This is a genomic window from Clostridium sp. UBA871, assembly GCF_002295255.1.
GTDB lineage: Bacteria > Bacillota > Clostridia > Clostridiales > Clostridiaceae > Clostridium_J > Clostridium_J sulfidigenes.
The window spans coordinates 1-20673 of sequence record NZ_DBFV01000003.1 but is presented as its reverse complement, the minus strand read 5'-3'; the positions used below and the strand labels follow the sequence as shown (position 1 = coordinate 20673).

Below are 20673 nucleotides of genomic sequence, written 5' to 3'. Positions count from 1 at the left end.
AGTAATGTTATAATTTAAACTTCACTAATGATTATATATAAAATGAGTTTACCTAAAAATTTACACAAAATAAAAATAAGGAGTATATATTTACATATATACTCCTTATTTTTATATAACATACAGTTGTATGTACAAATATTATCTTTTTGAGAATTGAGAAGCTCTTCTTGCTTTTTTAAGACCGTATTTCTTTCTTTCTTTCATTCTTGGGTCTCTTGTTAAGAATCCAGCTTTCTTAAGTTCTGGTCTTAAGCTCTCATCAGCTTTTAATAAAGCTCTTGATATTCCGTGTCTGATAGCTCCAGCTTGACCTGTGTATCCACCACCGTGTACATTAACTAAAACGTCAAATTTGTCTTTAGTTCCTGTTAATACTAATGGTTGGTTAACTATGAATTTTAATGTATCTAATCCAAAGTAGTTATCCATATCTCTTTTATTTATTACAACTTTACCTTCACCAGGTACAAGTCTTACTCTAGCAACTGATTTCTTTCTTCTACCTGTTCCAAAATGTTGAACTTTTGCCATTATTTATTCCTCCTTACAATACTATATTAGTATTTTAATTCTAATACTTCTGGTTTTTGAGCATGATTTTTGTGCTCTGGTCCTCTGTAAACTGTTAGCTTCTTAGCCATTTGTCTTCCAAGAACTCCTTTTGGAAGCATTCTTCTTACAGCTTCTTCAAATACAAATTCTGGTTTCTTAGCTAATGCTTCTCTGTAAGGGATCTCTTTTAATCCGCCTGGGTATAATGAGTGATGTCTTAACATTTTTTGATCTAATTTCTTTCCTGTTAAAACAATTTTCTCTGCATTTACAACTATTACGTGATCTCCAGTATCTACATTTGGAGTAAATTCTGGTTTATTTTTACCTCTTAATATAGAAGCTATTTGACTTGCAGCTCTACCTAAAGTCATTCCTTCAACGTCTACTACATACCATTTTCTTTGTATTTCACTTGGTTTAGCTAAGTATGATTTCATCTTACTACCTCCCTGATTTTTAACAATTATAATTCTATGGATAAAGATCCGGGGCTAATGGATCTTACACACAAATATTTATTATACGAACAAAATTCATTATAATACAATTTCCCGGGTGTGTCAATGATTTTTACTATTAATAATAATAAACTTCAATTAAACATAAACCTTGGGGTGAACATGTTTTGCCTGCTTTTTTTCGATCTCTACTTAATATTATTTTAGGTATATCTTCTGCTTTTATTTTTCCATTTCCTGCATCTATAAGCGTTCCTATCATAATTCTTGCCATATTATATAAAAATCCATCAGCAGCTATATATACTTTGATATAGTGTTCGTTCTTAACTATATCAACTTTACTAATAGTTCTTGTAGTCGTTTTAACTGAACTTCCAATATTCCTAAAAGCTTCAAAATCATGAGTTCCTATAAAAAATTTTGCAGCATCCTTCATTTTCTCTATATCTAAACTCTTTTTATAGTGATATGAAAAATTTCTACATATGGGCATTCTTACTTCTGTATTTAGTATTGTATAGCAATACATCTTCCCTTTTGAATCATATCTAGCATGAAAATCATCATGAACTTGTGAGGACTTAATTACAGATATATCTTCTGGTAATACATGATTTAATGCTTCTCTAAACTTTTCTACAGGAATATTACTACTAGTCTTAAAATTACACACATATCCTTTAGCATGTACTTTACTATCGGTTCTGCTACAACCAATCACTTCAACTTTTTCCCCAGTGATCTTAGAGATTGCATTTTCAACTGTTCCTTGAATGGTTTCTCCCTTAGGCTGTTTTTGCCACCCCATATAATTAGTTCCATCATATTCTAGTATTAACTTAATGTTTTTCATATATATATCCCTTTATTCTACTACATCTAAAATCTCATATATATAACTATTATAGTTAATGCAGACATAACAATCATTCCTACATAATCTCTCGAAGTTACTTTCAGTATCTTCATTCTAGTTCGGCCTTCTCCACCTCTATAGCATCTAGCTTCCATTGCCATTGCTAATTCATCAGCTCTTCTAAAGGAGCTAATAAATAGCGGTACAAGTAGTGGTATAAGGCTTTTAGCTCTATTAACTATACTTCCACTTTCAAAATCTGCACCTCTTGCCTTCTGAGCCTTCATTATTTTATCAGTCTCATCCATTAAAGTAGGTATAAATCGTAGTGCTATAGTCATCATCATGGCAAGTTCATGAGCTGGTACACCAATTTTCTTAAATGGTCCTAGTAATTTTTCTATTCCATCAGTAAGTTCTATTGGTGATGTAGTTAATGTTAATAGAGATGTTCCTATAATAAGAAAAGTAAGTCTTAATATCATAAATATAGCTGTTACTATACCTTCTTTATATATTTTAACAAATCCCCATTGCCATAATAATACGTTACCTCTAGTTAAAAACACATTAAATAGTGCCGTTATTATCATTAATATAAATATAGGCTTTAATCCCTTATATATATATCTAAATTGAATCTTAGATACAATTATAGCCATCATTGTAAATATAAAAATAACAATATATCCTGAGAACTCTTTTATTAAAAATAAGTCTATTATAAAGAGTAAGGAAAATAGTATTTTTACCCTAGCATCTAATTTATGGACAAATGACTCTCCAGGTATATATTGGCCTATGGTAATATCTTTAATCATATTTACTCCTCCACAACTTTATAAAAGAGCCTAGTTTTTTGCTAGTATCTTAAGTAACTCTTTTTTAGCTTGTTCTAATGTGAAAATATCATCAGGTAATTCAAATCCAACCCTTCTCAATTCTCGCATAAGATATGTTACCTGTGGAACTGCAAGACCTACATTTTCTAATGTATCTACTTCTTTGAATATTTCTTGTGGTGTACCATCTAATACACATTTTCCTTCATCCATTACCAATATACGGTCTGCAACCTTTGCCACATCCTCCATGCTATGAGATACAAGAATGATAGTCATGTTATAGGATTTATGAAGCTTATATAGCTCTCCTAGAATTTCATCTCTCCCCTTAGGATCTAATCCAGCTGTTGGTTCATCTAATATTAAAACCCTTGGTTCCATAGCTACAACTCCAGCTATTGCTACTCTTCTTTTTTGTCCTCCACTTAGGTCAAATGGAGATTTATTTCTGTAAGTTTCATAGTCTAAACCTACCATGTCCATGGCTCTTTTAGTTCTTGCTAAAGCTTCCTCATCATTAAGCCCTAAATTCTTAGGTCCAAACATTATGTCCTTTTCTATTGTTTCCTCAAAAAGTTGATACTCTGCATATTGGAATACTAATCCAACTTTTTTTCTTATGTCTGTAAGCTTAACTCCACTAGCAGTAATATCTACACCATCAACAAATATCTTTCCTTTGTTAGGTTTTAATAACCCATTCATGTGTTGTATCAAAGTAGATTTACCTGAACCTGTATGTCCAATGAGGGCTACAAATTCGCCATCATTTATATTCACATTAACATTACTAAGGGCAACCTTTTCAAAGGGAGTTTTAGCCATATATATATGAGTTAAATTTTCTATTTTAATTGACATAATTCTCTCACCATCTCATCTATAGTTAATATATCCGATTTTATATTAACACCTGATTTATTTAATTCATAAGCCAATTCTGTCATTTGTGGTACATCCAAACCTAAGTTTTTCATAATTTCTACATTTTGAAATACTTCTCTTGGCTTTCCTTCTACTATAACTTTTCCTGAATCCATAACATATATCTTATCTGCTGCAACAGCTTCTTCCATAAAGTGTGTTATGTATACTATTGTAATCCCATTGTTTTTATTTAAATCCATTATCGTATTTATAACTTCTTTTCTTCCAGATGGATCAAGCATGGCTGTTGGCTCATCTAATACTATGCATTCAGGCATCATAGCTAATATACCAGCAATAGCTACACGTTGCTTTTGACCCCCAGATAGAAGATGTGGTCCATGTTTTTTATAATCATACATGTTTACTCTCTTAAGTGACTCGTCTACTCTTCTTCTTATCTCCTTAGGCTCTACGCCTAAATTTTCTGGTCCAAAAGCTACATCCTCTTCTACTATAGTTGCAACAATTTGGTTATCAGGGTTTTGAAAAACCATCCCCGCTTTGCTTCTTACATTCCATATGTTTTCTTCTTTGCTAGTATCATATCCAGACACACTAATTTTGCCCTCTGTTGGAATTAAGAGTGCATTTATATGTTTTGCAAAAGTAGATTTTCCTGATCCATTATGACCTAATACAACTACAAACTCACCCTTATTAATGGTAATATTAACACCATCTATAGCCAATTTTATATTACCTTCACTATCCGGAGGATAAGTGTATCTCAAGTTTTCACTAATAACTTCCGGTACTTTTTCACTGGATGAATTTAAATTATCTATTTTATTAATTTCATTAAGCTTTTCAATTTGATTATCTCTAGAATTTATATTAGTTTCCATCAATTATCCCTCCATTAGAGAGTTACTATCTAATACTCAATTTTATAACAAAACGGGGACTAAGTTAGCCTTACTTAATCCCCTTGAATTATTATACTAATTCTAATACAACAACCTCTGCTCCGTCGCCTCTTCTAGGTCCCATTTTCATTATTCTAGTGTATCCACCATTTCTCTCAGCGTACTTTGGAGCTACGTTATCAAATAAATTCTTAACAACATCCTCTTCTGTAACAAATGCAAGCACTTGTCTTCTAGCATGAAGATCTCCTCTTTTAGCTAAAGTTATCATTTTCTCAGCTAATCTTTTAGTTTCTTTTGCTCTAGCTTCAGTTGTTTCAATTCTACCGTGCTTTAAGAAACTAGTCGTAAGATTTCTAAGCATTGCCATTCTTTGATCAGTTGGACGTCCTAACTTACGTTGCTGTGCCATCTCTATACCTCCTTACTCCTCGCTAGGTTTGAATCCCAATCCTAAGCCTTCAAGTTTTTGCTCAACCTCTTCAAGAGATTTCTTTCCTAGGTTTCTTACCTTCATCATATCATCCATTGATTTTTCTGTTAACTCTTGAACAGTATTAATACCAGCTCTCTTTAAGCAGTTAAAGCTTCTAACAGATAAATCTAGTTCTTCTATAGTCATTTCTAGAACTTTTTCTTTCTTGTCTTCTTCTTTTTCTATCATTATTTCAACATTATCTGCATGATCAGTTAATGTCATAAATAGTTTAAAGTGTTCAATAAGAATTTTAGCTGATAAACCAATAGCTTCATCAGGTCTAATAGTTCCATTTGTCCAAATTTCTATAGTTAATTTATCATAATCTGTGATCTGTCCTACTCTTGTATTCTCAACTGTAAAGTTAACTCTTTTAACTGGAGTATATATTGAATCAACAGGTATAGTTGATATTGGCTTATCATCAGTTTTGTTCTTATTTTGAGAAACATAACCTCTACCACTATTAATATTTATCTCCATAAATAACTTTCCACCATCATCTAGGGTAGCAATATGAAGATCCTTATTAACTACTTCAACATCTCCGTCCACTTTAATATCTGCTCCTGTAACTTCACCAGGACCTTCAGCATCAATATATATTGTTCTTGGGCCCTCACCAGACATCTTAAGTGCTAATTCCTTTATATTTAGAATTAACTCAGAAACATCTTCTTTAACTCCATGTATAGTTGAGAATTCGTGTAAAACACCATCAATTTTAATCGAATTAGCAGCAACTCCAGGTAGTGAAGAAAGAAGAATTCTTCTTAATGCATTACCTAAAGTTATTCCATAACCTCTTTCTAATGGTTCAACAACAAATTTGCCATATGTACCATTTTCAGCGGTTTCAACACATTCTATTTTTGGCTTTTCAATTTCTAACATTTATAACCCTCCTTTTAAATTTAGTGGTTTTTTTATATCGAGGGCAACTGATTACATTATTGACTATTTACTGTATAACTCAACGATTAATGTTTCATTAACAGGAACGTCTATGTCTTCTCTTGCTGGTATTGAAGCAACCTTACCTTCAAATGATTCAATATTTCCTTCTAACCAAGTTGGTAGAGTTTTTGGATTTTCAGCAAAAACTTTGAATTTTTCAGAAGATCTGCTTTTTTCTCTAACTGATATAACATCTCCAGCTTTAACAGAGTAAGATGCAATATCTACTTTTTTACCATTTACTAAGAAATGTCCGTGGTTTACTAATTGTCTAGCTTCAACTCTTGAGCTTCCGTATCCTAATCTATAAACAACGTTATCTAATCTTAATTCTAGGAATTTTAATAGGTTTTCACCTGTAATTCCTCTTTGCTTTTCAGCTTTCTCATAGTACTTTCTAAATTGTCCTTCTAGAACTCCATATATTCTCTTAGCTTTTTGCTTTTCTCTTAATTGAGTTCCATAGTTTGACATTTTCTTTCTGCTTTGACCGTGTTGACCTGGTGCATAACCTCTTCTAGTAAAAGCGCACTTCTCAGTGAAGCATCTGTCACCTTTAAGGTTAAGCTTAAGGCCCTCTCTTCTACAAAGTCTGCATGTAGCGCCTGTGTATCTTGCCATTCATTACACCTCCTGTTAATTAAACTCTTCTTCTTTTTGGTGGTCTACATCCATTGTGTGGAATTGGAGTTACATCTTTGATTAAAGTAACTTCTAATCCTGCAGCTTGAAGTGATCTTATAGCCGCTTCTCTACCTGCTCCTGGACCTTTAACATAAACTTCTATGCTTTTTAAACCATGTTCCATCGCTGCTTTAGCTGCTGTTTCAGCTGCCATTTGAGCTGCAAATGGAGTACTTTTTCTTGAACCTCTAAATCCTAATCCACCAGCACTTGCCCATGACAATGCGTTTCCAGCTGCATCAGTAAGTGTAACGATGGAATTATTGAAAGTAGATTTTATGTGTGCAGCACCGTGCTCAACATTTTTTCTTTCTTTTTTTCTTCTACTTCTAACTTTCTTTTGAGCCATTATATTCCCTCCTTACTATTTCTTCTTGCCTGCTATAGTCTTCTTAGGACCTTTTCTTGTTCTTGCATTAGTCTTAGTCTTTTGACCTCTAACTGTAAGACCTTTTCTATGTCTTATTCCTCTATAACATCCGATTTCTTTAAGTCTCTTTATATCTAAGGCAACTTTTCTTCTAAGATCACCTTCAACCATTAAGCTCTTATTTACATAATCTCTTAATGTATTTACTTCATCTTCAGTTAAATCCTTGATTCTAGTATCAGGATTCACTCCTGTAGCTTCAAGTATTTCATGAGATTTTGGTAGTCCTATACCAAATATATAAGTTAGACCTATCTCAACTCTTTTTTCTTTTGGTAGGTCAATACCTGCAATTCTTGCCATCTACAATCTACACCTCCTAAGTATCACTACTTATTTATTTTTATTAACCTTGTTTTTGTTTATGTTTAGGATTTTCACAGATAACCATTACTCTTCCTTTTCTTTTTATAACTTTACATTTTTCACATATAGGTTTAACTGATGGTCTTACCTTCATAGCTAACCCTCCTTATTACTTATCTCTCCAAGTTATTCTCCCACGAGTCAAATCATATGGAGAAAGTTCTACTGTAACCTTATCGCCTGGTAAAATTCTTATAAAGTTCATTCTTAACTTTCCAGAAATATGAGCAAGTATCTTGTGCCCACTCTCTAATTCAACTTGGAAAGTTGCATTAGGTAGAGTTTCTAAAACGACACCTTGCATTTCAATTATATCATCTTTTGACATAAGGGTAATCAAACCTCCTCTATTATATCCTCAACCTGCAAAAATTTTCTTATTTTAGAATTACTGATCTTTCCATCAGATAAGATAGCACTTCTAATATCTTCAGCCAAAACATTTGTAAAAGATAAATGTTTAATTTTCTTTTTCTTTGGCCTATCAATTTTTCTAAGGTCTCCATCTGAAATATAGACATACTCATCGTCTATTATACCAATAATGATAAAGTATTTTCCTTTATCTCTTCCTGATTTTGAATGTACTACCTTACCTAAAAGGCTGTCATCATCCACATTAGTCACCTCATTAGCTCAAAGTTAGTATTTCTACACCTTCATTAGTTATTGCTATAGTATTTTCATAATGGGCAGATAACTTTCCATCACTAGTCACTACAGTCCAACCATCTGGCTTAATTTTAACTTTGTAATTTCCCATGTTTATCATAGGTTCAATTGCAAGCACTACACCGTGTACTAACTTAGGACCTTTACCAGCAGTGCCGTAATTAGGAACTTGTGGGTCTTCATGCATAGAAGTTCCTATGCCGTGTCCAACAAAATCCCTAACCACAGAATATCCAAAACTCTCAGCATGCTTTTGAATAGCTGCTGAAATATCGGTAAGTCTGTTCCCCACTACTGCTTTTTCAATGCCCTTAAAGAAAGATTCTTTAGTGACATCTATTAGATGTTGTGCTTCCTTAGAAATATTTCCTACTGGAAAAGTTCGTGCAGCATCACCATGATAGCCATTAAGTATTGCTCCACAATCAACACTGATTATATCTCCTTCAACTAATACGGTGTTATTCGGGATACCATGTATTACTACATCATTTACTGATGCACATATTGATCCTGGGAATCCTCCATATCCTTTAAAAGAAGGTATAGCTCCTTGTGCTAATATAAACTCTTCAGCAAGTTTATCAATTTCTGCAGTGGTTATTCCTGGTTTTATTACCTTTTGAATCATTGCTAGGGTATCGGCAACAACCTTACCAGCACTCCTCATATATTCTAGTTCTGTATCACTCTTAATATTCATCACTATTTATCGCTCCTAAGATACCACAGATATTCTTAAAAACATCATTAATAGCTTGCGTTCCATCAACCTCTGCTAATAGATTTTTCTCTCTATAGTATTCTATTAACGGTTGTGTTTGTGCATCATATATTTCAAGTCTTTCACTTACTGTCGCTTCATTATCATCTGCTCTTTGTATTACAACGCTACCGCAAACGTCGCATTTTCCATCGTTTTTAGTAGGATTATATTTTACGTGATAACTAGCTCCACAAGTAGTACATACACGTCTTCCTGTCATTCTATCTATAATAAAACCCTTAGGAACTTCAATCAATAAGGCAGTGTCTAGTTTTAAACTCATTTCTTTAAGTAAAACTTCTAAAGCCTCTGCTTGATTTACAGTCCTTGGATAACCATCTAGTAAAAATCCATTTTTGCAGTCATCCTGCTTTAATCTATCTTTAATTAAATCGATAGTTAATTCATCTGGTACTAGATGACCTTTATCTATATATTTTTTAGCTTCAATCCCTAAAGGCGTTGCTTGAGAGATATTATATCTAAAAATATCTCCAGTAGATATGTGTGGTATAGAGTATTTATTACAGATTGACTTTGCCTGAGTTCCTTTTCCGGCTCCAGGAGGACCTAATAAAATAACTCTCACTAGTATCAACTCCAAATTAAAATTTTTATTTAAGGAACCCTTCATAATGTCTCATTACTAGCTGAGATTCTAATTGTTTCATAGTATCTAGAGATACACCAACTAAAATTAGTAAACTAGTTCCACCAAATGAAACTCCCTTAAAATTACTGAATATAGCTGCTAATATAGGCACTATAGCTATAATTCCAGCAAATGTTCCACCTAAAAGGGATATTCTTGTCAAAATCTTCTCTAAGTAAATTTCAGTTTTTTCACCTGGTCTTATACCTGGAATAAATCCTGATGATTTATTCATATTCTCTGCCATCTCATCTGGTTTGAAAGTAATTATAGTATAGAACCAAGCAAAGAATAGTACTAATAAAAAGTATGCTACTACATATTTCATAGTATCTTGCTGAAATATACTCCAAGAACTCTTATTAACAAATACCGCAAAGGAAGATTCAGGCCATATTTGTGCTATAACCGCTGGAAATTGCATTACTGACATACCAAAGATTATCGCCATAACTCCAGAAGAATTTAATCCTATTGGAATATGTGATGATTGACCTTTTATAACTTTTCTTCCTATTGCTTTACCGGCATATTGCACTGGAATTCTTCGTTCTGCTAAATTTATAACAATTACTGTAATTAATAAAGCTAAAGCTACTGCTACGAATATTACAACCTCTACCGGACTAACTTCTCCTGTTTTAAGAAGCCCTGCTATTTGATAAGCTGTTTGTGGTAGTGAAGATATTATATTTACAAATATAATAACAGAAACACCACTTCCAATTCCATATACTGAAATTTGTTCACCTATCCATACTAACAAGGCTGTACCTGTTGTCATTGTTAGTATTATTAGTAAAAGGCCCATTGAACCTTCTATCAATATAGCTCCTGAGCTTTTAATTAAGGCATATGCTGCATATGCTTGAATAACAGCAAATACTAGAGCTGCATATTTAGTATAGTTCTGTATTTTTTTTCTTCCTTCTTGACCTTCTTTAGAAAGTTGTTCTAAATAAGGAATTGCAATTGTAAGTAATTGAATTATAATCGATGCATTGATATACGGAGTAACACCTAAAGCAAATATACTAAACTTACTAAAAGCCCCTCCTGCAATCATGTCATAGAAACTTAGAAGGGAACCAGAATTACTACTAACTAAAGTTGCAATCTTACTAGCATCCACTCCTGGTACTGGGATAAACACACCCATTCTAAAAATTACTACTATCATTAATGTAAATAGTATTCTTCTTCTTAGCTCAGGAACTCTCCAAGCGTTTCGTAGGGTTGATAACATCTATATCACCTCAACTTTTCCTCCTGCCGCTTCAATCTTCTCTGCTGCAGCTTTGGAAATCTTATTAGCTTTAACAGTTAATTTCTTTTCAATGTTACCATTTCCAAGAATCTTTATCCCATCGTTTACTCTCTTAGCCATTCCAGATTCACGAAGTAACTCTGGAGTAACTACAGTTCCATCCTCAAATATGTTTAGTCTATCTACGTTTATACAAGTATATTCTTTAGCAAATATATTTGTAAATCCTCTCTTAGGTAGTCTTCTATATAAAGGCATTTGACCTCCCTCAAATCCTGGTCTTACACCGCCACCAGATCTTGAGTTTTGTCCTTTTTGACCTTTTCCAGCAGTTTTACCCCAACCTGAACCAGTACCTCTACCGATTCTCTTAGGAGATTTTTTTGCACCTTCTGCAGGTCTTAACTCATGAAGTCTCATATTTACACCTCCTTAGTTTAAGCTTCTTCTACTTTTAGTAGGTAACTTACTTTATTAATCATACCTCTGATCTGAGGAGTCTCCTCGTGCTCAACAGTTTTACCTATTTTTCTTAATCCAAGAGCCTCTACAGTAGCAATATGATCTTTCTTTCTACCAATTAAACTCTTTACTAATGTTAATTTAACTTTAGCCAAGGTTTTCCCCTCCTATCCTAGAATTTCTTCAACAGTTTTGCCTCTAAGTTTTGCAACTTGCTCTGCTGTTCTTAATTTTGATAATCCATCTATAGTTGCGCTAACCATATTTCTTGGGTTATTTGAACCTAATGATTTAGCTCTAACGTCTTTTAATCCTGCAAGCTCAAGTACTGCTCTTGCTGGACCTCCAGCGATAACACCTGTTCCTTCTGAAGCTGGCATTATGTGAACTGTACCAGTTCCAAATTTACCATCTATAGTATGAGGAACTGTAGTTCCATCTAATTCAACTTTAACGATGTTCTTTTTAGCATCTTCGATACCTTTTCTAATTGCTTCTGGTATTTCGATAGATTTTCCCATTCCAACACCAACGTGTCCGTTCTCATCACCAACAACTACTAGTGCGCTGAATCTGAAGTTTCTACCACCTTTAACAACCTTAGCAACTCTGTTTATGTGTACAACTTTCTCTTTAAGATCAAGTGTGCTAGGATCTATTTTCATGTGTGTACCTCCTTTTTTTAGAATTTAAGTCCTGCTTCTCTTGCACCTTCTGCAAGCATTTGTACTCTTCCGTGGTATACATATCCACCTCTATCGAATACAACTTCAGTAATTCCTGCTTCTATTGCTTTTTTAGCTACTACTTCACCAACTAGTTTAGCAGCTTCCTTATTGCTACCAACTTTTAGAGAAAAGTCTTTATCTAAACTAGATGCAGCAACTAATGTTCTTCCAGCAACATCATCTATAATTTGAGCGTATATGTTCTTTTCACTTCTGAACACTGCAAGTCTTGGTCTTTCAGCTGTTCCATGAATTTTCTTACGTACTCTTAAATGACGTCTTTCTCTTGATAGCTTTCTATCAGCTTTATTGAACATGAAATTCTCTCCTTTCTAATAGCTATTATTTACCAGTCTTACCTTCCTTACGTCTGATAACTTCATCAGAGTACTTAATACCCTTTCCTTTGTAAGGCTCAGGTTTTCTCCAAGTTCTTATATCAGCTGCAACTTTACCAACTAATTCCTTGTCGATTCCTTTTACTACTATAGTATTAGCATCTGTTAATTCAAATGTAATTCCATCTACAGCAGCTATTTCAACTGGGTGTGAGAATCCTAGGTTTAAAGTTAATCCCTTACCTTTTGCTGTTGCTCTATATCCAACACCAACTAATTGTAATGTCTTAGCGAAACCATTAGTTACTCCAATTACCATATTATTTAATAATGCTCTAGTTAATCCGTGTAGAGCTCTATGTTCTTTTATATCGCTTGGTCTTGTAACGACCACTTGATTATCCTCTATAGCTATGTTTATATTCTTCACCATTGTTCTAGTTAATTCCCCTTTAGGTCCTTTAACTGTAACAACGTTGTCTGGCGTTACTGTAACAGATACACCAGCTGGTATAGCTATTGGAAGTCTTCCTACTCTTGACATAATCGCACCTCCTTGTTCATAAACTACCAGATGTAGCAGATAACTTCTCCGCCTAATCCTAATTTTCTAGCTTCTCTATCAGAAACTAATCCTTTAGAAGTTGATATTATTGCAACTCCTAATCCATTTAAAACTTTAGGGATATCATCCTTACCACTATAAACTCTTAGTCCTGGTTTAGATATTCTCTTAAGTCCTGTTATAACTCTCTCTTTATTTTGGCCATATTTCATGCTAAGTCTTAACATTGAAACAGTTCCATCTTGATATTCTTCTATATTTTTAATATATCCTTCTTGAAGCATAATATTTGCTATGCCTTTCTTTATTGTTGAAGAAGGAACTTCTACTATTTCATGTCTAACAATATTTGCATTTCTTACACGTGTTAGCAAATCTGCTATCGGATCAGTCATATTCATTAATTGTGCCTCCTTTCGCTATGATCTGTATATTACCAGCTTGCCTTTTTGCATCCAGGAATTTGTCCTTTATAAGCAAGTTCTCTGAAACATATACGGCAAATACCAAATTTTTTTAAGACAGAATGTGGTCTTCCACATAATCTGCATCTAGAGTATTCTCTAGTTGAATATTTTGGTTCTTTTTTCCACTTTTCTATTAAAGCTTTACGTGCCAAGTCATTCCCTCCTTTTATTGAGCAAATGGCATTCCAAGGAATCTTAATAATTCTCTTGCTTCCTCGTCTGTCTTTGCAGTAGTTACAAATATTATATCCATTCCTCTTACTTTATCAATTTTATCATATTCTATTTCAGGGAATATTAATTGTTCTTTTATTCCTAAAGCATAATTTCCTCTTCCATCAAATGACTTAGTAGGAACGCCTCTGAAGTCTCTAACTCTTGGTAATGCTATATTCATTAATTTGTCCGCAAATTGGAACATCTTATCTTTTCTTAATGTAACTTTACATCCAATTGCCATGTTATCTCTTATTTTAAAGTTGGCAACTGATTTCTTTGCTCTAGTTAATACAGCTTTTTGTCCAGTGATTAATTGCATATCACTTACAGCAGCATCTAAAACTTTAGAGTTATCTTTAGCTTCGCCAACTCCCATATTTATAACTATTTTTTCAAGTCTAGGTACTTGCATTATATTTTTGTATCCGAACTTATCCATCATAGCTGGTATTACTTCACTATTGTATTTCTCTTGTAGTCTTGTAACCATTTGTTAAACCTCCTTTCGCGAATTAAAATGTTTCTCCGCACTTTTTGCAAACTCTAACTTTTGTACCATCATCAAGTACTTTATTGCTTATTCTAGTTACGCTCTTACATTTATCGCAATATAGCATAACCTTTGAGCTGTTAATAGCTGCTTCAAAGTTAACTATTCCACCTTGCATATTTTGTCTGTTTGGTTTTTGATGTTTAGTTACTACGTTAACGCCAGCAACTACAACTTTTCCAGTCTTAGGATAAACAGCTAAAACTTCTCCAGTTTTACCTTTATCTTTTCCAGAGATAACCATAACAGTGTCTTTCTTTCTAACATGAACTTTCATCTTTGCTACCCCCTATCCTATAGTACTTCAGGTGCTAGTGACAATATTTTATTATATTCTTTATCTCTTAGCTCCCTAGCAACAGGTCCGAAGATACGAGTTCCTTTTGGATTCTTATCGTCTTTTATAATAACAGCTGCGTTCTCATCAAATCTGATATAAGTCCCGTCTGCTCTTCTCAAACCTTTAACTGATCTAACAATAACTGCTTTTACTACGTCACCTTTTTTAACAACTCCACCTGGTGTTGCACTTTTAACGCTAGCAACAATTACGTCTCCGATGTTTCCCCATTTTCTTTTGGAACCACCGAGTACTCTAATACACATTATTTCTTTAGCACCAGAGTTATCCGCTACTTTTAATAATGTTTGTTGTTGTATCATGTAAATACCCTCCCTTCAGTTAACTATTTAGCTCTTTCCATGATTTCAACAAGTCTCCATCTCTTATCCTTAGATAATGGTCTTGTTTCCATTATTAATACTCTATCGTTAACTTTTGCTTCATTATTTTCATCATGAGCCTTAAATTTAGTTGTTCTATTAACTGTTTTTCCATATAATGGATGTCTAACTTTAGTTTCAACAGCAACAACAATTGTCTTATCCATTTTGTCAGAAACTACTCTTCCGATTCTACTTTTTCTATTTCCTCTTTCCACAAGATGAACCTCCTTTCAGTATTACTGCTCACAAGCCCTTAATTCTTCTTCTCTAAGGATGGTTTTAATTTGGGCTATAGACTTCTTAACCTGTTTAATTCTCATTGGGTTTTCTAACTGTCCTGTAGCTAACTGAAATCTAAGGTTAAATAATTCTGATTTAAGATCAGATAGTTTTACATTTAAATCTTGAGGAGTACTTTGTCTCAACTCTTTCAATTCATTAGCCTTCATTGATTTCACCACCCATTTCCTCAAAATCTCTTCTAGTAACAAATTTGGTTGTTACTGGTAATTTGTGAGACGCAAGTCTCATAGCTTCTCTAGCAGCTTCTTCAGATACTCCAGATATTTCAAATAATACTCTACCTGGTTTAATTACTGCTACCCAGTACTCTGGTGAACCTTTACCAGATCCCATACGTGTTTCAGCTGGTTTTTCAGTTACTGGCTTATCAGGGAAGATTTTTATCCAAACCTTTCCTCCTCTTTTAACGTATCTATTTATAGCTATTCTGGCAGATTCGATTTGGTTGCTTGTAATCCAACCGCACTCTGTTGCTTGTAAAGCATAATCTCCATAAGCAATGAAGTTACCTCTTGTAGCTTTACCTCTCATTCTACCACGTTGTACCTTACGATGTTTAACTCTTTTAGGCATTAACATGTCAAATTCCTCCTTCCTTACACGTTATTATGAGTTACTTTCTTCCTTCTGAACTTTCTTAGTTGGAAGAACCTCACCTTTATACACCCAAACTTTTACACCAATTTTACCATAGATTGTATTAGCTTCTGTAAATCCATAGTCGATATCAGCTCTTAAAGTTTGTAGTGGGATTGTTCCCTCATGATACTGCTCTGTTCTTGCGATTTCAGCTCCGCCTAATCTTCCTGAACATGCAGTCTTAACTCCTTTAACACCTGTTCTCATAGCTCTTTGAATCGTTTGTTTCATAGCTCTTCTGAAAGATATTCTCTTTTCTAATTGAGCTGCTATGTTTTCAGCCATTAATTGTGCATTGTTTTCTGGTGTTTTAACTTCTACTATGTTAATTAAAACAAATTTATCTTTAACAACTTCTTTTAATGCAACTTTAAGCTCTTCTATACTTTGACCGCCTTTTCCTATAACCATTCCAGGTTTTGCGGTATGTATATTTATTTTAACTCTTTTAGCTGCTCTTTCTATCTCAATTTTAGATATTCCAGCAGTGAATAATCTTTTCTTTATATATTCTCTGATAGCATTATCTTCAACTAAGTTATCTGCAAAATTTTTCTTGTCTGCATACCATTTAGCGTCCCAATCCTTGATAACACCAACTCTTAGGCCGTGTGGATGTACTTTTTGACCCACTCTATATCCCTCCTTCTTATGCTCTTTCTTTAACTACTATAGTTATATGGCTAGTTCTTTTTAAAATTCTGAATGCTCTACCTTGAGCGTGTGGTCTAAATCTCTTTAATGTTGGACCTGCACCTGTATGAGCCTCTGCAACATATAATCTATTTCTGTCTAAATTAAAATTGTTTTCTGCATTCGCAACAGCTGATTTTAATAATTTATTAACAACAACAGCTGCATCTTTTGGAGTATATTGTAATATAGCGAAAGCTTCATTTACATTCTTATCTCTTATAAGGTCAAGAACAATCCCAACTTTCATAGGAGACATTCTTACATATTTAGCTATAGCTTTAGCTTCCATTGGTAATTTCCTCCTTCCCGTACTATCTCATTCTACTTGATTTTTCCTTCGCGATATGACCTTTAAAAGTTCTAGTCAAAGCGAACTCTCCAAGTTTATGTCCTACCATGTCTTCTTGGACATATACTGGAACATGCTTTCTTCCATCATGTACAGCAATTGTGTGTCCTATCATTTGAGGAAAAATTGTAGAGCTTCTTGACCAAGTCTTTATAACTTTCTTCTCGCCAGCTTTGTTCATTTCTTCTATTTTATTTAGAAGAGACTCTTTTACAAAAGGTCCTTTTTTAATTGATCTACTCACTATTAGTGGCCTCCCTTCATGTAAAGTAGTTATAATCAGAAGAGAATTTATTTCTCTTCTAACTATTTACTATTTCTTTTCTTAACAATAAATTTGTCAGAGTATTTCTTAGTTTTTCTAGTTTTGTATCCAAGAGCTGGTTTACCCCATGGAGTACGTGGACTAGCATGACCTACTGGAGATTTACCTTCTCCACCTCCGTGTGGGTGGTCATTAGGGTTCATTACAGATCCTCTTACTGTTGGTCTGATACCCATATGTCTCTTTCTTCCTGCTTTACCTATATTAACAATTTCGTGAGTTAAGTTTGAAACTGTTCCTATTGTAGCTCTACAGTTTACTCTTACATATCTAACTTCTCCGCTTGGTAGTCTTACTTGAGCGTAAGCTCCTTCTTTAGCCATTAATTGAGCTGAAGAACCTGCTGATCTAACAAGTTGAGCACCTTTTCCTACTTGTAATTCAATGTTATGAATTATTGTACCTACTGGTATGTTAGTTATTGGAAGTGTATTTCCAACTTTAATGTCTGCATCTGATCCAGATACTACAACATCTCCAACCTTTAATCCAACTGGAGCTATTATGTATCTCTTTTCACCATCTGCATATACAACTAATGCGATGTAAGCTGATCTATTAGGATCGTACTCGATAGTTGCAACTTTAGCTGGTATACCATCTTTAGTTCTTTTAAAATCTATTAATCTATATTTTTGTTTCGCTCCACCACCGTGGTGACGAACAGTAATTTTACCTTGAGCATTTCTACCACCAGTTTTTTTCTTACTTACAAGAAGTGACTTTTCAGGTACATCTGTTGTTATTTCCTCAAATGAAGCCATAGTCATATTTCTTCTTGAAGGAGTGGTAGGGTTAAATTTTTTAACTGCCATTAGGTTTCCCTCCCTTTTCGCTTATCTGGCTCTAGCCAATAAATGCGTTATATTATTGCATTCCTTCAAAGAATTCAATTGTTTTGCTGTCAGCTGCTAATTTAATAACTGCTTTTTTGAAGTCAGCTCTTTTTCCAATGTGAACTCCAACTCTTTTAGTTTTACCTAAATTTCTTAGAGTTTTAACATCTTCAACTTTTACTCCGAAAACTTCTTCAACAGCTTTTTTTATTTGAACTTTGTTTGCGTGTATGTCAACGATGAAAGTGTATTTTCTTTCTGCCATAGCAGCCATACTTTTTTCAGTTATAACAGGTTTTCTTATTATATCATAACTAGTCATTTTCATTATGCATACACCTCCTCAATTTTTGATACAGCGTCTCTAGTAATCATTAAGTTTTCATACTTTAATATGTCGTAAACATTTATGTTGTTTACAGGCACTACAGCTACTCCAGGAATGTTTCTTGCTGATTTATAAACATTCTCATTAGACTCAGCTACAACTATTAATGTTTTTTTAGTTTCAAAAGCATTAAGAACTTTTACCATATCTTTAGTTTTTGGTGCATCGAAAGCCAAGCTTTCTAATACTATCATTTCATTATCTTGTACTTTTGAAGTTAAAGCTGATTTCATAGCTACTCTTCTCATACTCTTTGGAACGGAAACTCTGTAATCACGTGGTTTTGGTGCAAATACGATACCCCCGTGAATCCATTGTGGAGCTCTTATAGAACCTTGTCTTGCTCTTCCTGTTCCTTTTTGTCTCCAAGGCTTAATTCCTCCGCCTCTTACTTCAGCTCTTGTCTTAGCACTTTGAGTTCCTTGTCTTTTATTAGCTAATTGAGCTAATACAACTTGGTGCATTGCTTCAACACTAACTTCTACTCCGAAAATGCTATCATTTAATTGAATTTCTCCAACTTCTTTTTTCTCAGTGTTATACACTTTTACTGTAGGCATTCTGCATCCTCCTTTCCTTATGCTTTAACAGCGTTTCTTATTACTACTAAACCTTTGTTTGGTCCTGGTATTCCGCCTTTAATAAGAATAATATTCTTTTCAGGTATTACTCTTACTACTTCTAGATTTAACACTGTAGTATTAACATTTCCCATATGACCAGGCATTTTTTTATTCTTAAATGTTCTTGATGGGTCTGATGATGCTCCCATTGAACCTACTGCTCTATGGAATTTAGAACCGTGGCTCATTGGTCCTCTGTGGAAGTTCCATCTTTTTATAACGCCAGCGAATCCTTTTCCTTTAGATATTCCAGATACGTCAATTTTATCTCCGGCTGCGAAGATTTCTGCTTTTATTTCAGAACCTACTTCGTAAGCACTTGTATCCTCTAATCTAAATTCTTTTATGTGTCTTCTTACAACAACACCAGCTTTTGCGAATTCACCTTTCTTAGGTTTATTCACTAACTTTTCTCTTATATCTCCAAATCCAACTTTTATGGCTTCATATCCATCATTTTCTACTGTTTTCTTTTGGATTACTACACATGGACCAGCTTCTACAACTGTTACAGGTACTACTCTTCTATTTTCATCAAATATTTGAGTCATTCCTAATTTTTTACCCATTATAGCTTTTTTCATTTAAATACACCTCCTACTTATTAGCGGACCACATTGTGATCATAATAGTTAGTAATAGTTTTTCTATTACCCGTACATCATAGTTCAATTTCATGTACTATGTACGATTATAATTTTATTTCGATATCTACACCTGCTGGTAAGTCTAATCTCATTAATGCATCAACAGTTTTTGGTGATGGACTTAATATATCGATTAGTCTTTTATGAGTTCTGATTTCGAACTGCTCTCTTGAATCTTTGTATTTGTGTGGAGCTCTTAGAACAGTTATTACATCTTTCTCAGTTGGTAGTGGTACTGGACCGGCTACTTTAGCTCCTGTGTTTTTAGCAGTCTCAACAATCTTCTCTGCTGATTGATCTAGTATTGTGTGATCAAACGCTTTTAATCTGATTCTGATTTTTTGTTTTGACATTTCATTCCCTCCTTTTCATCGCACGCTATTACTTCTTACGCGCAACAGCGGAAGTTCTGTAAACTGCTCCTGGCGTTTCTTATTTTAAGAAACACAACAGCACTACAGACCCCGTCGCCCAATTCGTGATTGAGCATGCTCGGTTAAGAATTCCCCCGGAAGCCCGGCAACCTCTTACCTCATCGCTGTTACCATATTGCAACTTCTATAGTATACATTATTTTGTTAGCTTTGACAAGAGTTTTTATTCATTTTTTACTCCTGTAAATTTTTAATATCTTTAATTTTCTTTAATAAAAATATTATATATTTAATATGTAACTTTACTAACTATTTGTTTATATAATTGCCTAAAATTCAGAATATATAAAGTTATTAGTAATCTTTTTTTATATTTAATTAAATATACTATATAAGTTATATTTATGTATAGTACATCATATAGCATATAAATTCAATAGGTAAAATTATGCTGAATCTATAAAAATAGATTTTTCTCCATATTTATATATGCAATCTATATTTTATTGTTGTATATATTGTAGGAGAAGTTATTTAGATATAAAAAAAAGAGAGATAGGCGTCCCCATCTCTCTTTTTACCTAGGTTTTATTGTGCACATTTCCTTTTCAGGATAATAAATAATTTATTATTTTAAATCTTAATTATTC

38 protein-coding genes are annotated in these 20673 nt (G+C 33.6%); all 38 read right to left on the bottom strand.

The window, feature by feature from the left end; genetic code table 11:
- Nucleotides 1-141: 141 nt before the first annotated feature.
- Nucleotides 142-534 (bottom strand): 30S ribosomal protein S9, encoded by a 393-nt coding sequence (gene rpsI, locus B3086_RS01820; RefSeq protein WP_035133359.1) that lies wholly within the window; start codon nucleotides 532-534, stop codon nucleotides 142-144.
- Nucleotides 535-560: 26 nt separating this feature from the next.
- A complete protein-coding gene (rplM, locus tag B3086_RS01815; protein ID WP_035133357.1) occupies nucleotides 561-995 on the bottom strand; it encodes a 50S ribosomal protein L13 in 435 nt (144 codons plus the stop codon).
- A 139-nt stretch (nucleotides 996-1134) separates the two neighbouring features.
- Complete coding sequence (gene truA, locus B3086_RS01810) at nucleotides 1135-1872, bottom strand: tRNA pseudouridine(38-40) synthase TruA (protein ID WP_346892690.1); 738 nt, start codon at nucleotides 1870-1872, stop codon at nucleotides 1135-1137.
- 26 nt (nucleotides 1873-1898) lie between these two features.
- Nucleotides 1899-2696 carry an energy-coupling factor transporter transmembrane component T gene (locus B3086_RS01805; RefSeq protein ID WP_346847796.1) on the bottom strand — a complete coding sequence of 266 codons (798 nt, stop codon included), beginning with the start codon at nucleotides 2694-2696 and terminating at the stop codon, nucleotides 1899-1901.
- Nucleotides 2697-2726: 30 nt separating this feature from the next.
- Nucleotides 2727-3581: an energy-coupling factor transporter ATPase gene (locus B3086_RS01800; protein ID WP_346880371.1), complete on the bottom strand. Its 855-nt coding sequence runs from the start codon at nucleotides 3579-3581 to the stop codon at nucleotides 2727-2729.
- Nucleotides 3566-4495, bottom strand: a complete 930-nt coding sequence (locus B3086_RS01795) for an energy-coupling factor transporter ATPase (RefSeq protein WP_084178155.1) — start codon at nucleotides 4493-4495, stop codon at nucleotides 3566-3568. The genes B3086_RS01800 and B3086_RS01795 overlap by 16 nt, the downstream gene beginning before the upstream one ends.
- Nucleotides 4496-4586: 91 nt before the next feature.
- The gene (gene rplQ, locus B3086_RS01790; RefSeq protein WP_035133348.1) at nucleotides 4587-4928 is read right to left on the bottom strand and encodes a 50S ribosomal protein L17; all 342 of its coding nucleotides are present in this window, start codon (nucleotides 4926-4928) and stop codon (nucleotides 4587-4589) included.
- Nucleotides 4929-4940: 12 nt separating this feature from the next.
- Nucleotides 4941-5888 (bottom strand): DNA-directed RNA polymerase subunit alpha, encoded by a 948-nt coding sequence (locus B3086_RS01785; protein ID WP_035133346.1) that lies wholly within the window; start codon nucleotides 5886-5888, stop codon nucleotides 4941-4943.
- 63 nt (nucleotides 5889-5951) lie between these two features.
- Nucleotides 5952-6572, bottom strand: coding sequence for a 30S ribosomal protein S4 (gene rpsD / locus B3086_RS01780; RefSeq protein ID WP_150845882.1), 621 nt, complete (start codon nucleotides 6570-6572; stop codon nucleotides 5952-5954).
- A gap of 19 nt (nucleotides 6573-6591) precedes the next feature.
- On the bottom strand, nucleotides 6592-6984 hold the full coding sequence (rpsK, locus tag B3086_RS01775; protein ID WP_035133342.1) for a 30S ribosomal protein S11: 393 nt from the start codon (nucleotides 6982-6984) through the stop codon (nucleotides 6592-6594).
- Nucleotides 6985-6999: 15 nt separating this feature from the next.
- Entirely contained in the window at nucleotides 7000-7368 is a 369-nt protein-coding gene (rpsM, locus tag B3086_RS01770) for a 30S ribosomal protein S13 (RefSeq protein ID WP_150845881.1), read from the bottom strand.
- Between the two features lie 43 nt (nucleotides 7369-7411).
- Entirely contained in the window at nucleotides 7412-7525 is a 114-nt protein-coding gene (rpmJ, locus tag B3086_RS01765; protein ID WP_003373491.1) for a 50S ribosomal protein L36, read from the bottom strand.
- Nucleotides 7526-7540: 15 nt separating this feature from the next.
- Entirely contained in the window at nucleotides 7541-7759 is a 219-nt protein-coding gene (infA, locus tag B3086_RS01760) for a translation initiation factor IF-1 (protein ID WP_035133338.1), read from the bottom strand.
- Nucleotides 7760-7767: 8 nt separating this feature from the next.
- The gene (locus B3086_RS01755) at nucleotides 7768-8049 is read right to left on the bottom strand and encodes a KOW domain-containing RNA-binding protein (RefSeq protein ID WP_346847798.1); all 282 of its coding nucleotides are present in this window, start codon (nucleotides 8047-8049) and stop codon (nucleotides 7768-7770) included.
- Between the two features lie 13 nt (nucleotides 8050-8062).
- Nucleotides 8063-8809, bottom strand: a complete 747-nt coding sequence (map, locus tag B3086_RS01750; RefSeq protein ID WP_346892688.1) for a type I methionyl aminopeptidase — start codon at nucleotides 8807-8809, stop codon at nucleotides 8063-8065.
- A complete protein-coding gene (locus B3086_RS01745) occupies nucleotides 8796-9458 on the bottom strand; it encodes an adenylate kinase (protein WP_035133451.1) in 663 nt (220 codons plus the stop codon). The genes map and B3086_RS01745 overlap by 14 nt, the downstream gene beginning before the upstream one ends.
- 25 nt (nucleotides 9459-9483) lie before the next feature.
- Entirely contained in the window at nucleotides 9484-10767 is a 1284-nt protein-coding gene (gene secY / locus B3086_RS01740) for a preprotein translocase subunit SecY (protein WP_346847801.1), read from the bottom strand.
- Complete coding sequence (gene rplO, locus B3086_RS01735) at nucleotides 10768-11208, bottom strand: 50S ribosomal protein L15 (RefSeq protein ID WP_035133331.1); 441 nt, start codon at nucleotides 11206-11208, stop codon at nucleotides 10768-10770.
- 17 nt (nucleotides 11209-11225) lie between these two features.
- Nucleotides 11226-11405 (bottom strand): 50S ribosomal protein L30, encoded by a 180-nt coding sequence (rpmD, locus tag B3086_RS01730; RefSeq protein WP_035133328.1) that lies wholly within the window; start codon nucleotides 11403-11405, stop codon nucleotides 11226-11228.
- A gap of 12 nt (nucleotides 11406-11417) precedes the next feature.
- Nucleotides 11418-11915: a 30S ribosomal protein S5 gene (gene rpsE, locus B3086_RS01725; protein ID WP_035133326.1), complete on the bottom strand. Its 498-nt coding sequence runs from the start codon at nucleotides 11913-11915 to the stop codon at nucleotides 11418-11420.
- 17 nt (nucleotides 11916-11932) lie between these two features.
- On the bottom strand, nucleotides 11933-12295 hold the full coding sequence (gene rplR / locus B3086_RS01720) for a 50S ribosomal protein L18 (RefSeq protein WP_150845878.1): 363 nt from the start codon (nucleotides 12293-12295) through the stop codon (nucleotides 11933-11935).
- 25 nt (nucleotides 12296-12320) lie between these two features.
- A complete protein-coding gene (gene rplF / locus B3086_RS01715) occupies nucleotides 12321-12860 on the bottom strand; it encodes a 50S ribosomal protein L6 (RefSeq protein WP_035133322.1) in 540 nt (179 codons plus the stop codon).
- A gap of 23 nt (nucleotides 12861-12883) precedes the next feature.
- The gene (gene rpsH, locus B3086_RS01710; protein ID WP_035133320.1) at nucleotides 12884-13282 is read right to left on the bottom strand and encodes a 30S ribosomal protein S8; all 399 of its coding nucleotides are present in this window, start codon (nucleotides 13280-13282) and stop codon (nucleotides 12884-12886) included.
- Between the two features lie 32 nt (nucleotides 13283-13314).
- On the bottom strand, nucleotides 13315-13500 hold the full coding sequence (locus B3086_RS01705) for a type Z 30S ribosomal protein S14 (protein ID WP_035133318.1): 186 nt from the start codon (nucleotides 13498-13500) through the stop codon (nucleotides 13315-13317).
- 14 nt (nucleotides 13501-13514) lie between these two features.
- On the bottom strand, nucleotides 13515-14057 hold the full coding sequence (rplE, locus tag B3086_RS01700) for a 50S ribosomal protein L5 (protein WP_035133316.1): 543 nt from the start codon (nucleotides 14055-14057) through the stop codon (nucleotides 13515-13517).
- Between the two features lie 22 nt (nucleotides 14058-14079).
- Nucleotides 14080-14394: a 50S ribosomal protein L24 gene (gene rplX, locus B3086_RS01695; protein ID WP_035133314.1), complete on the bottom strand. Its 315-nt coding sequence runs from the start codon at nucleotides 14392-14394 to the stop codon at nucleotides 14080-14082.
- Between the two features lie 17 nt (nucleotides 14395-14411).
- The gene (gene rplN / locus B3086_RS01690) at nucleotides 14412-14780 is read right to left on the bottom strand and encodes a 50S ribosomal protein L14 (protein ID WP_035133311.1); all 369 of its coding nucleotides are present in this window, start codon (nucleotides 14778-14780) and stop codon (nucleotides 14412-14414) included.
- Between the two features lie 23 nt (nucleotides 14781-14803).
- Nucleotides 14804-15058, bottom strand: coding sequence for a 30S ribosomal protein S17 (gene rpsQ / locus B3086_RS01685; RefSeq protein ID WP_035133308.1), 255 nt, complete (start codon nucleotides 15056-15058; stop codon nucleotides 14804-14806).
- 21 nt (nucleotides 15059-15079) lie between these two features.
- Nucleotides 15080-15292, bottom strand: coding sequence for a 50S ribosomal protein L29 (gene rpmC, locus B3086_RS01680; RefSeq protein WP_035133305.1), 213 nt, complete (start codon nucleotides 15290-15292; stop codon nucleotides 15080-15082).
- A complete protein-coding gene (gene rplP, locus B3086_RS01675; RefSeq protein ID WP_035133300.1) occupies nucleotides 15282-15725 on the bottom strand; it encodes a 50S ribosomal protein L16 in 444 nt (147 codons plus the stop codon). The genes rpmC and rplP overlap by 11 nt, the downstream gene beginning before the upstream one ends.
- 27 nt (nucleotides 15726-15752) lie before the next feature.
- Complete coding sequence (rpsC, locus tag B3086_RS01670) at nucleotides 15753-16418, bottom strand: 30S ribosomal protein S3 (RefSeq protein ID WP_150845876.1); 666 nt, start codon at nucleotides 16416-16418, stop codon at nucleotides 15753-15755.
- Nucleotides 16419-16434: 16 nt separating this feature from the next.
- Nucleotides 16435-16770, bottom strand: coding sequence for a 50S ribosomal protein L22 (gene rplV / locus B3086_RS01665; protein WP_035133296.1), 336 nt, complete (start codon nucleotides 16768-16770; stop codon nucleotides 16435-16437).
- 22 nt (nucleotides 16771-16792) lie between these two features.
- Nucleotides 16793-17074 carry a 30S ribosomal protein S19 gene (rpsS, locus tag B3086_RS01660; RefSeq protein WP_035133294.1) on the bottom strand — a complete coding sequence of 94 codons (282 nt, stop codon included), beginning with the start codon at nucleotides 17072-17074 and terminating at the stop codon, nucleotides 16793-16795.
- 62 nt (nucleotides 17075-17136) lie between these two features.
- Nucleotides 17137-17970, bottom strand: coding sequence for a 50S ribosomal protein L2 (rplB, locus tag B3086_RS01655; protein ID WP_035133291.1), 834 nt, complete (start codon nucleotides 17968-17970; stop codon nucleotides 17137-17139).
- Nucleotides 17971-18022: 52 nt separating this feature from the next.
- Nucleotides 18023-18319 carry a 50S ribosomal protein L23 gene (gene rplW / locus B3086_RS01650; protein WP_150845873.1) on the bottom strand — a complete coding sequence of 99 codons (297 nt, stop codon included), beginning with the start codon at nucleotides 18317-18319 and terminating at the stop codon, nucleotides 18023-18025.
- Nucleotides 18319-18939: a 50S ribosomal protein L4 gene (rplD, locus tag B3086_RS01645; RefSeq protein ID WP_035133287.1), complete on the bottom strand. Its 621-nt coding sequence runs from the start codon at nucleotides 18937-18939 to the stop codon at nucleotides 18319-18321. Before rplD ends, rplW begins: the two co-directional genes overlap by 1 nt.
- Before the next feature lie 17 nt (nucleotides 18940-18956).
- Entirely contained in the window at nucleotides 18957-19586 is a 630-nt protein-coding gene (gene rplC / locus B3086_RS01640) for a 50S ribosomal protein L3 (protein ID WP_346876707.1), read from the bottom strand.
- A gap of 107 nt (nucleotides 19587-19693) precedes the next feature.
- Nucleotides 19694-20002 carry a 30S ribosomal protein S10 gene (gene rpsJ / locus B3086_RS01635; RefSeq protein WP_035133283.1) on the bottom strand — a complete coding sequence of 103 codons (309 nt, stop codon included), beginning with the start codon at nucleotides 20000-20002 and terminating at the stop codon, nucleotides 19694-19696.
- Nucleotides 20003-20673: the final 671 nt, after the last annotated feature.